Source organism: Cupriavidus sp. AU9028, from assembly GCF_019795295.1.
Taxonomy (GTDB): Bacteria; Pseudomonadota; Gammaproteobacteria; order Burkholderiales; family Burkholderiaceae; genus Cupriavidus.
Map to the genome: position 1 here is coordinate 78,242 of NZ_JAIMCG010000013.1, position 9,299 is coordinate 87,540.

Consider the following 9,299-nt stretch of genomic DNA (forward strand, 5'->3'; position numbering starts at 1 on the left):
GAAAAAGAGGCGCGCTAGCCGTGCCGCTTCAACCGATACTCCGCACTGCGCGCATGCGCCTGCAGCCCTTCGCCATAGGCCAGTTCCGCGGCGATCTGGCCCAGCATCTGGGCGCCGGCCTCGGATACTTCGATCAGGCTCGAGCGCTTCTGGAAGTCGTACACCCCCAGCGGCGAAGAAAAGCGCGCGGTACGGGAGGTCGGCAGCACGTGGTTCGGTCCGGCGCAGTAGTCGCCCAGCGATTCGCTGGTGTACGCGCCGAGGAAGATGGCGCCCGCATGGCGGATCTTCTCGGCCCACTGACGGGGATTGACCGAGGAGATCTCCAGATGCTCGGGCGCGATCGCGTTGGCGATCTCGCACGCCTCTTCCATGTCGCGTACCCGGATCAGCGCGCCGCGCCCGGCCAGCGAGGCGGCGATCACGTTGCGACGCGGCATGTCGTCCAGCTGGCGACGGATGCTCTCCTCCACGCGGTCCAGATAGGCCTCGTCCGGGCACAGCAGGATCGACTGCGCCAGCTCATCATGCTCGGCCTGCGAGAACAGGTCCATCGCCACCCAGTCCGGATCGGTCGTGCCGTCGCAGATCACCAGGATTTCGGACGGGCCGGCGATCATGTCGATACCGACGGTGCCGAACACGCGGCGCTTGGCGGCGGCGACATAGGCGTTGCCGGGGCCAACGATCTTGTCGACCTGGGGCAGCGTCTCGGTGCCGTAGGCCAGCGCGCCGACCGCCTGCGCGCCGCCGATGGTGAACACGCGGTCCACGCCGGCGATGGCCGCCGCGGCCAGCACCAGCGGATTGCGCGTGCCGCCGGGAGTCGGCACCACCATGATGACTTCCCTGACGCCGGCGACCCGCGCCGGGATCGCGTTCATCAGCACTGACGACGGATAGGCCGCCTTGCCGCCCGGCACGTAGATGCCGACCCGATCCAGCGGCGTGACCTTTTGCCCGAGCACGGTGCCGTCGGCTTCCGCGTACTCCCAGCTATGGCTGCCGCATTCGATCTTCTGCTTCTCGTGGTAGGCGCGCACGCGAGCGGCGGCCGCTTCCAGCGCCGCACGGCGCTTGGGCTCGAGTTCCTCCAGCGCCGCTTCCATCTCGGCCGGGGACAGTTCGAGCGCGGCGAGGGAGTCGGCCTCCAGGCGATCGAAACGCAGCGTGTATTCGAGCACGGCGGCATCGCCCCGTACCCGCACGTCCGCCAGGATCTGCGCGGCGGCGCGGTCGATGGCCTCGTCCTCGCCTGCCTCGAAGGCCAGCAGCTGGCGCAGCGCGATGGCAAAGCCGGCCTCGCCGGAATCGAGCCGGCGAATGGTCATCGTCTGTTCGGTCTTGTCGTTCATGTCCGTTCCTGGGTCCGCGCCCTGGCGTCAAGCCACCGCGGCGGAAGCCCTGTCAAATGCGTCGAGAATCGGGGCCAGTCTCTCGCGCTTGAGCTTGAGAGCCGCCTGATTGACCACCAGGCGCGAGGAGATCTGCACGATTTCCTCCACCTCGACGAGGTTGTTGGCCCGCAGCGTCCCCCCGGTGCTGACCAGGTCGACGATGGCGTCGGCCAGTCCCACCAGGGGGCCGAGTTCCATCGAACCGTACAGCTTGATCAAATCGACGTGCACGCCCTTCTTCGCAAAATGCTCGCGCGCCGTCTGCACATACTTGGTGGCGACCGCCAGCCGCGCCCCCTGCCGCACGGCAGTGGCATAGTCGAACCCGGCCGGCACCGCGACCGACATGCGGCAGCGGGCGATGTTCAGGTCGATGGGCGCGTACAGGCCCGCCATGCCGTGCTCCATCAGCACATCCTTGCCGGCGACGCCGAAGTCGGCCGCCCCGTACTGCACGTAGGTCGGCACGTCCGACGCCCGCACGATGATGACCCGCACGTCAGGGTCGGTCGTCGGCAGGATCAGCTTGCGCGAGGTTTCCGGGTCCTCGGTGACCTCGATGCCTGCCGCGGCCAGCAGCGGCATCGTTTCGGTGAAGATCCTGCCTTTGGATAGGGCCAGCGTCAGCTGGTTCGGAGAAGGGCTCATTGTCGTATTGGTTTTAGCATCGCAGGAAGCGGTCTGCATCGACCGCACCGCGCGTCGGGTCATGGATGGATGCGGCGGATGCGCGCACCCACCGCCGACAGCTTGTCCTCCATCCGGTCGTAACCACGGTCCAGATGGTAGATGCGGTCGATGACCGTTTCGCCCTCCGCCACCAGTCCGGCGATCACCAGGCTTGCCGAGGCGCGCAGGTCGGTGGCCATCACGCGGGCGCCGGACAGTCGCGGCACGCCATTGACCACCGCGGTATTGCCCTCGATGGAAATGTTCGCGCCAAGCCGGTTCAGCTCCTGCACGTGCATGAAGCGGTTCTCGAAAATCGTCTCGGTGACCCGGGCACAGCCGTCGGCGACGCCGTTCAGGGCCATGAACTGGGCCTGCATGTCGGTCGGAAACGCCGGGTACTCGGCGGTGCGAAAGCCGACGGCCGTGGGGCGCCGGCGCATTGCCAGCCGCACCCAGTCGGCGCCGCGCTCGATTTCCGCGCCGGCTTCGGCCAGCTTGTCCAGCACCGCTTCGAGGATGCGCGGCGAGACATCGCGCACCACCAGCTCGCCCAGCGTCGCCGCGGCCGCGCACAGGAAGGTGCCGGCCTCGATGCGGTCGGCGATCACCGCATGGCTGGCGCCGTGCAGCCGCTCGACGCCCTGGATCACCAGCCGGTCGGTGCCGATGCCCTCGATGCGGGCCCCCATCGCCACCAGCAGCCGCGCCAGGTCGCCGACCTCGGGTTCGCGCGCGGCGTTCTCCAGCACGGTCTCGCCCTCCGCCAGCGTGGCGGCCATCAGCAGGTTCTCGGTGCCGGTGACCGTCACCATGTCGGTGACGATGCGCGCGCCCTTGAGCCGGGCTGCGCGGGCGTGGATATAGCCGTGCTCGATGCGGATCTCGGCGCCCATGGCCTGCAGGCCCTTGATGTGCTGGTCGACCGGACGGGCGCCGATGGCGCAACCGCCGGGCAGCGACACGCGCGCCTCGCCGAAACGGGCAAGCAGCGGGCCGAGCACCAGGATCGACGCGCGCATGGTCTTGACCAGTTCGTAGGGCGCCTCGGGCGAAGTGATGTCGCGGCCGTCCAGCGAGACGCGGTTGCCCTGCTGCTCGACGCGCACGCCCATCTGCCGCAGCAGCTTCAGCGTGGTGCGCACGTCCTGCAGGTCGGGCACGTTGTCCAGCGTCAGCGTATCGGCCGCCAGCAGTCCGGCGCACAGGATCGGCAATGCCGCATTCTTGGCGCCCGAGATGCGAATCTCGCCGCGCAGCGGGCCGTTGCCCTGGATTTCGAGCTTGTCCATCCTCGTCCCGGCGTCAGCCCTGCCCCGCCCCCGCCTGCCATTCGGCCGGCGTCAGCGTCTTCATCGACAGCGCATGGATTTCCGCACGCATGCGGTCGCCCAGCGCGGCATAGACGCGCTGGTGGCGCTGGATCAACCGCTTGCCCTCGAATTCGGCGCTGACGATGGTGGCGAAGAAGTGCTGGCCATCGCCTTCGACTTCCAGATGCTCGCAGGGCAGGCCGTTGGCGATGTATTGCTTGACTTGTTCCGGTGTAGGCAGCATGGCTGTCCTCGTTGGGTTCTGCGCGGCTCAGTGCCGCAGCTTGAAACCGCTGCGCAGCAGGCGCAGTGCGATGGTGGCGACCACGGCGAAGGCGGCGGCGACGAGCCCGAAGCTGACCACGGGCGAGACGTCGGAGACGCCGAAGAAGCCGTAGCGGAATCCGTCGATCATGTAGAAGAACGGATTGGCGTGCGACACCGCCTGCCAGAACGGCGGCAGCGAATGGATCGAATAGAACACGCCGGACAGGAAGGTCGCCGGCATGATCAGGAAGTTCTGGAACGCCGCCAGCTGGTCGAATTTCTCCGCCCAGATGCCGGCGATCAGGCCGAGCGTCCCGAGCATCGCCGCGCCCAGCAGGGCGAAGGCAAGAATCCAGCCGACGTTGAAGACGTGCAGATCGGCGAACCAGACGGTCACCAGCAGCACACCAAGGCCCACCGCGAGGCCGCGCACCACCGCGGCGCCGACGTAGGCACCGAACATCTCCCAGTGCGACAGCGGCGGCAGCAGCACGAAGACCAGGTTGCCGGTGATCTTGGACTGGATCAGCGACGACGAACTGTTGGCGAAGGCGTTCTGCAGTACGCTCATCATCACCAGGCCCGGCACCAGGAAGGCGGTGTAGGTGATCTGGTCGTAGACCTTGACGCGGTCTTCCAGCACATGGCCGAAGATCAGCAGATACAGGATGGCGGTCAGCACCGGCGCGGCGACGGTCTGGAAGCTGACCTTCCAGAAGCGCAGCACTTCCTTGTAGAGCAGCGTGCGGAAACCGATCAGCACGCCGCCCGGCAGACTGCCCCCTGGCTCGGCGATGGGGTCGTCTCCGCGAGCGCCTGCCGCGCCCTGGCTGACATCGTGGGGGATCTTCATGCCGCGCCCTCCACGGCGCCGGCGCCCTGTATCTCGGGCAGCCGGCCGTCACGTTTCATGATCTGCACGAACACATCCTCCAGATCGGCCTTGTTGATTTCCATGTCCTCGATGTCGCAGCCAGCCTCGCGGCAGGCGGCGAGGATCGGCTCCACTACCTGGTAGCCGGACAGCCGCAGCCGGATCGCCCGCTCGCCCGGGTTCGACGGCATCCGCAGCGGCTCCAGCGAAGTCGGCAGCGCACCGCGCGACAGCGTCAGCACCAGTTGCAGGCCGGCGAACTGCGTCAGCAGGTTGCTGGTGCGCTCGAGCGCCACCACTTCGCCGAACTTCAGCATCGCGATGCGATCGCACAGTGCCTCGGCTTCCTCGAGGTAGTGCGTGGTCAGGATGATGGTGTGGCCTTCCCGGTTCAGACGCGAAATGAACTTCCACAAGGTCTGGCGCAGTTCGACGTCCACGCCGGCGGTCGGCTCGTCCAGCACGATGACGGGCGGGCGGTGCACCAGCGCCTGCGCGACCAGCACGCGGCGCTTCATGCCGCCCGAGAGCTGGCGCATGTTGGCGTCGGCCTTGCTGGTCAGGTCCAGGTTGGCCATGATCTCGTCGATCCAGTCGTCGTTGCGCGACAGGCCGAAATAGCCCGATTGCAGGCGCAAGGTCTCCCGCACGGTGAAGAACGGATCGAAGACCAGTTCCTGTGGCACCACGCCCAGCATGCGGCGCGCCATCCGGTAGTCGTCGACGACATCGTGCCCGTGCACGCGCACGCTGCCCGAATCCGCGCGGTTCAGGCCGGCAAGGATGGAAATCAGCGTCGTCTTGCCGGCGCCATTGGGCCCGAGCAGGCCGAAGAACTCGCCGCGCTCGACGCTGAACGACACGCCCTTGAGCGCCTGCAGACTGCGGTAGCGCTTGCGGACATCGGATATTTCGATGGCTTTCATGGCCGTATTGCGTGGGCGGGGACGCGCGATGGGCTGCGCGCCGCGCCGGCCTCCGGAAAAATGGCGGGACCGCCCGGTCAGACGTGGCAGCCGCCGCGTGAGCTGCTGGCGGGGGCATCGCGGATGCATATGCATCGGACGTGCCGGCGCCGGACGGGGCATTTGCCGGCGCTCCGGTGCCAGACCGGAAACGTCGCCAGCGCGAACGCTGGCAGACAGGCGCCAACAAAACGGATAACCGGGGATTATAGGGGATGGAGGGGTCGGTCCGCTTTGCAGCCCAGGGGGCCGCTCCAGCCATCCGTACCAGGCGCGGTGACGAGGGAGCCGTCACCGTGGCATCGCACAAGGCCGGGCGAACCGCGCCGGGCCTGTGGATGCCGGGTCAATGTCGCGGCTGGTCGGCCGTGGCGTCCAGATCGAGCAGTCCGTCCACGCCATACAGCGCCGCGAGCGAGAGGAGCTGGGCAGGCACCGCGACGAAGCCGATCCGGCCGCCGCGGGCCTGCGCCGCCCGGTGCAGGGCCAACAGCACCGCCACGGCGCTCGAATCGACGCGGTTCAGCTTGCCGCAGTCCACGCGCGCCTCGCCCCGCGCGACCGCATCCAGCGCGCCCCGCAGCACGGCGGTCGCATTGCGATTGGTCAGTTCGGTGCCAAGCGAGATCATTCGTGGTGTCTTTCCGTGAAGCGGTGGGTCATGGCGGCAGGGATGCCGCGCGGATTGTAGCGGGTTTCGTTGCCGCGGCCCGCCCCCTGTCCGCAGGGGAGGAGCCGCGGCGCTTGCCCGCCGGGCCGTCAGTTCTTGGCGCTGGCCAGCTGGCGGTTGCGATCCTGCAGCGTCTTGATGACCCCGTCGATACCCTGCTGGCTGGCGATGGTGTTGAAGCTGCCCTTGTAGGCTTCGGTCAGCCAGGCGCCCAGCACGTTGATGTCGTACACCTTCCAGCCCTGCGGCGTCTTCTCCAGGCGGTAATCCATCTGGATCGGATCGCCCTTGTTGATCACCTGGGTGCGCACCACGGCCTCGGTGTCCTCCGGCGCGCCGCGGAACGGACGGAACTGCACGGTCTGGTCACGCACCTGCGAAACCGCGCCGGCGTAGGTGCGGATCAGCAGCATCTTGAACTCCTCGATGATCTGCTTCTGCTGCTCCGGGGTCGCCTTGGACCAGTTGCGGCCCATCGCGATCTGCGTGGTGCGGGTGAAGTTGGCGTTCGGCATGATCTTTTGCTCGACCAGCGCCGTGATCTTGGGGATGCTGCCGGCCTGCATTTCCTTGTCGGCCTTGACGGTGGCCATCACGTCTTCGACCAGCGAGCGGACCAGGCCGTCGGGCGTCGACGTGTCCGGTGCCTGGGCCAGCGCGGGGCCGCTCAGGGCGAAGGCGGCGATAAAGGGAAGCAAGAGTCGCTTAAGCATGGATTTCCTTGTCTATCAGTACCGGCGAGCGCAAGGGGCTTGCGTCGCCTGCCGGCTCCGGCACACCGAATGGCGTGCCGGCCGACTTGTCGTTATTGGAGATGGGCGGGCGGTCCGGAGTTCATGCTGCCTCGGGATGCACGCTACTGCACTGCTTCTCACAACTTGTTGCAGCGCTGACCGAGCGTTCACAAGTGATGCTCGATCCGCTTAAATACCCGGGCCGTCACGAGGCGCCGTGGCGCGGCCAGCGTCAGAAACGCAGGCCGGGCGTCGGTCCCATCGGGGGCACGGGCATGGGCTGCTGGCTCGGATCGATCGCCGGCTGGGTCGGCGAGGCGGGCGCGGGCTCGGTGCCCTGCGCCGCATCGGCAGCGGCCTCCCCCTCGGCTGCCGCATCGGTGTCCGCATCGTCGCCGTCGCTGTCCGGCGGATTGCCGTCATGGATCAGGTACGAACGGCGCTGCAGGTAGGCGTCGCGGGTGAAGGCGTACTTGTCCAGCGCCGCCTGTTCGATCAGCGAAGTGGCGCCGAGCAGGTTGGCGCGCGTATTGACCAGCCGCAGCCCGGTCAGCGAGTTGCGCAACGATACCGGATAGATGTAGGCACCGGGATCGGCCTGCCGGTCGACGATCATGCCCGTCGTATCGCGGAAGGTGCTCGGTCCGAACAGCGGCAGTACCAGATACGGGCCGGACGGCACGCCCCAGACGCCCAGCGTCTGGCCGAAGTCCTCGTTGTACTTGGGCAGGCCGGCGGGCGTGGCGATATCGATCAGGCCGCCGAGGCCAAGCACCGTGTTGATCGCCACCCGCATGGTGTCCTCGGCAAAGCGCGTCGGCTTGCCCTGCAGCAGGTTGTTCAGCGCCGAATAGACGTCGCTGAAGTTGGAGAACACGTTGGTGACGGCGGTGCGTATCGGCGACGGCACGATATCCGAGTAGACCTCGGCGACCGGACGGAAGATGCCGCGGTCCAGGTCCTCGTTGATTTTCGTGACCTCGCGATTGAACGGCTCCAGAGGGTCGCGCGGATTCCTGTCCGGCCCGGTCGCGCAACCGGACAACGCCACTGCCGCCGCGGCGGCGAGCAGCCATCGCTTGTGAACCCCCGAACCCGTCATTTTTCTGCTCCCGCGCCGCCTGCGTCGGCGGCCTTGTTATATAGGAATTGTCCGATCAGGTTCTCCAGCACCACTGCCGACTGCGTCATCGTGATGCGGGCCCCCTCGGCAAGCATGGCGGTGTCGCCGCCGGCTTCCAGACCGATGTACTGCTCGCCGAGCAGCCCCGACGTCAGGATCTTGGCCGAGGTGTCCTTGGGAAACTGGTAGCGCTGCTCCAGATCCATCACCACGGTAGCCTGATAGGTCTTGTCGTCGAAGGTGATCGCCGCCACCCGGCCGACCACCACGCCCGCGCTCTTGACCGGCGCGCGCGCCTTCAGCCCGCCGATGTTGTCGAAGCGGGCCTGGATCCGGTACGTGTCCTCGAAGCTGAACGTGCTCATGTTGCCGGCCTTCAAGGCCAGGAACAGCAAGGCCAGGATGCCGGCCACCACGAACAGCCCCACCCAGAAGTCGAGTGCGTTCTTTCTCATCGGAATTCTCTTTTCAATCAATCGTCGACCGCGTATCGATGCACAGCTCAGGTGCTGAACATCAGCGCGGTCAGCAGGAAATCGAGCGCCAGCACGGCCAGCGACGCGATCACGACGGTTCGGGTGGTGGCGCGCGAAACGCCCTCGGGTGTCGGCCGGGCCTCATACCCCTGATACAGGGCGATGAATGTCACCGCAATGCCGAAGATAAAGCTTTTGAGCAGTCCGTTCAGGACGTCAGCCCGCACATCGACGCCGCCCTGCATCTGCGACCAGAACGCGCCGGCATCGACGCCGATCAGCTGCACGCCGACGATATAGCCGCCCAGGATGCCCACCGCGCTGAAGATGGTGGCCAGCACCGGCATGGCGATCACCCCCGCCCAGAAGCGCGGCGCCACCACGCGCTGCAACGGGTTGACCGCCATCATTTCCATCGCGCTCAATTGCTCGCCGGCCTTCATCAGGCCGATTTCGGCCGTCAGCGACGTGCCCGCGCGGCCGGCGAACAGCAGCGCCGTGACCACCGGGCCCAGCTCGCGCACCAGCGACAGCGCCACCAGCAGGCCCAGCGCCTGTTCCGACCCGTAGCGGTTCAGCGTGTAGTAGCCCTGCAGGCCAAGCACGAAGCCGACGAACAGGCCCGACACGGCGATGATCACCAGCGACAGGTTGCCGACGAAGAAGATCTGGTCCGACACCAGCCGCATGCGCCGCAATAGCGAGCCGGACATGGCCAGCATGGTGAGGAACATCCGCGTGCCGCGGCCCAGCCCCTCGATGCTGCGTCGCACGGCGCCGCCGATCGAGGCAAAGAAACCGTAGATCGCGC

At 67.2% G+C, this 9,299-nt stretch carries 11 protein-coding genes; all 11 read right to left on the reverse strand.

Features of this window, described 5'->3' with window-relative positions:
• Positions 1–14: 14 nt before the first annotated feature.
• The 11 genes from hisD to mlaE all read right to left on the reverse strand — a co-directional run bounded on the left by hisD (position 15) and on the right by mlaE (position 9,294).
• Positions 15–1,355, reverse strand: coding sequence for a histidinol dehydrogenase (gene hisD / locus K6V06_RS15025; protein ID WP_222244707.1), 1,341 nt, complete (start codon positions 1,353–1,355; stop codon positions 15–17).
• Between the two features lie 27 nt (positions 1,356–1,382).
• A complete protein-coding gene (gene hisG / locus K6V06_RS15030; protein WP_222244710.1) occupies positions 1,383–2,045 on the reverse strand; it encodes an ATP phosphoribosyltransferase in 663 nt (220 codons plus the stop codon).
• A gap of 59 nt (positions 2,046–2,104) precedes the next feature.
• Entirely contained in the window at positions 2,105–3,358 is a 1,254-nt protein-coding gene (murA, locus tag K6V06_RS15035) for a UDP-N-acetylglucosamine 1-carboxyvinyltransferase (RefSeq protein WP_222244712.1), read from the reverse strand.
• Positions 3,359–3,371: 13 nt separating this feature from the next.
• A complete protein-coding gene (locus tag K6V06_RS15040; protein ID WP_222244714.1) occupies positions 3,372–3,623 on the reverse strand; it encodes a BolA family protein in 252 nt (83 codons plus the stop codon).
• Positions 3,624–3,650: 27 nt separating this feature from the next.
• Positions 3,651–4,499: an ABC transporter permease gene (locus tag K6V06_RS15045; RefSeq protein ID WP_255581866.1), complete on the reverse strand. Its 849-nt coding sequence runs from the start codon at positions 4,497–4,499 to the stop codon at positions 3,651–3,653.
• The gene (locus K6V06_RS15050) at positions 4,496–5,446 is read right to left on the reverse strand and encodes an ABC transporter ATP-binding protein (protein ID WP_222244716.1); all 951 of its coding nucleotides are present in this window, start codon (positions 5,444–5,446) and stop codon (positions 4,496–4,498) included. The genes K6V06_RS15045 and K6V06_RS15050 overlap by 4 nt, the downstream gene beginning before the upstream one ends.
• 385 nt (positions 5,447–5,831) lie before the next feature.
• Complete coding sequence (locus K6V06_RS15055) at positions 5,832–6,116, reverse strand: lipid asymmetry maintenance protein MlaB (protein ID WP_222244718.1); 285 nt, start codon at positions 6,114–6,116, stop codon at positions 5,832–5,834.
• Positions 6,117–6,244: 128 nt separating this feature from the next.
• Positions 6,245–6,868: a phospholipid-binding protein MlaC gene (locus K6V06_RS15060; RefSeq protein WP_222244719.1), complete on the reverse strand. Its 624-nt coding sequence runs from the start codon at positions 6,866–6,868 to the stop codon at positions 6,245–6,247.
• Between the two features lie 253 nt (positions 6,869–7,121).
• Entirely contained in the window at positions 7,122–7,991 is an 870-nt protein-coding gene (locus K6V06_RS15065; protein ID WP_222244720.1) for a VacJ family lipoprotein, read from the reverse strand.
• Complete coding sequence (gene mlaD / locus K6V06_RS15070; protein WP_222244721.1) at positions 7,988–8,467, reverse strand: outer membrane lipid asymmetry maintenance protein MlaD; 480 nt, start codon at positions 8,465–8,467, stop codon at positions 7,988–7,990. The genes K6V06_RS15065 and mlaD overlap by 4 nt, the downstream gene beginning before the upstream one ends.
• A gap of 47 nt (positions 8,468–8,514) precedes the next feature.
• A complete protein-coding gene (gene mlaE, locus K6V06_RS15075) occupies positions 8,515–9,294 on the reverse strand; it encodes a lipid asymmetry maintenance ABC transporter permease subunit MlaE (protein ID WP_222244787.1) in 780 nt (259 codons plus the stop codon).
• Positions 9,295–9,299: the final 5 nt, after the last annotated feature.

What these genes read in the sequence shown, in the direction of transcription:
- murA (WP_222244712.1), bottom strand. Translation starts at nt 3,358, where the DNA reads ATGGACAAGCTCGAAATCCAGGGCAACGGCCCGCTGCGCGGCGAGATT.
- K6V06_RS15045 (WP_255581866.1), bottom strand. Translation starts at nt 4,499, where the DNA reads ATGAAGATCCCCCACGATGTCAGCCAGGGCGCGGCAGGCGCTCGCGGA.
- mlaD (WP_222244721.1), bottom strand. Translation starts at nt 8,467, where the DNA reads ATGAGAAAGAACGCACTCGACTTCTGGGTGGGGCTGTTCGTGGTGGCC.
- K6V06_RS15040 (WP_222244714.1), bottom strand. Translation starts at nt 3,623, where the DNA reads ATGCTGCCTACACCGGAACAAGTCAAGCAATACATCGCCAACGGCCTG.
- K6V06_RS15065 (WP_222244720.1), bottom strand. Translation starts at nt 7,991, where the DNA reads ATGACGGGTTCGGGGGTTCACAAGCGATGGCTGCTCGCCGCCGCGGCG.
- K6V06_RS15050 (WP_222244716.1), bottom strand. Translation starts at nt 5,446, where the DNA reads ATGAAAGCCATCGAAATATCCGATGTCCGCAAGCGCTACCGCAGTCTG.
- hisD (WP_222244707.1), bottom strand. Translation starts at nt 1,355, where the DNA reads ATGAACGACAAGACCGAACAGACGATGACCATTCGCCGGCTCGATTCC.
- hisG (WP_222244710.1), bottom strand. Translation starts at nt 2,045, where the DNA reads ATGAGCCCTTCTCCGAACCAGCTGACGCTGGCCCTATCCAAAGGCAGG.
- K6V06_RS15060 (WP_222244719.1), bottom strand. Translation starts at nt 6,868, where the DNA reads ATGCTTAAGCGACTCTTGCTTCCCTTTATCGCCGCCTTCGCCCTGAGC.
- K6V06_RS15055 (WP_222244718.1), bottom strand. Translation starts at nt 6,116, where the DNA reads ATGATCTCGCTTGGCACCGAACTGACCAATCGCAATGCGACCGCCGTG.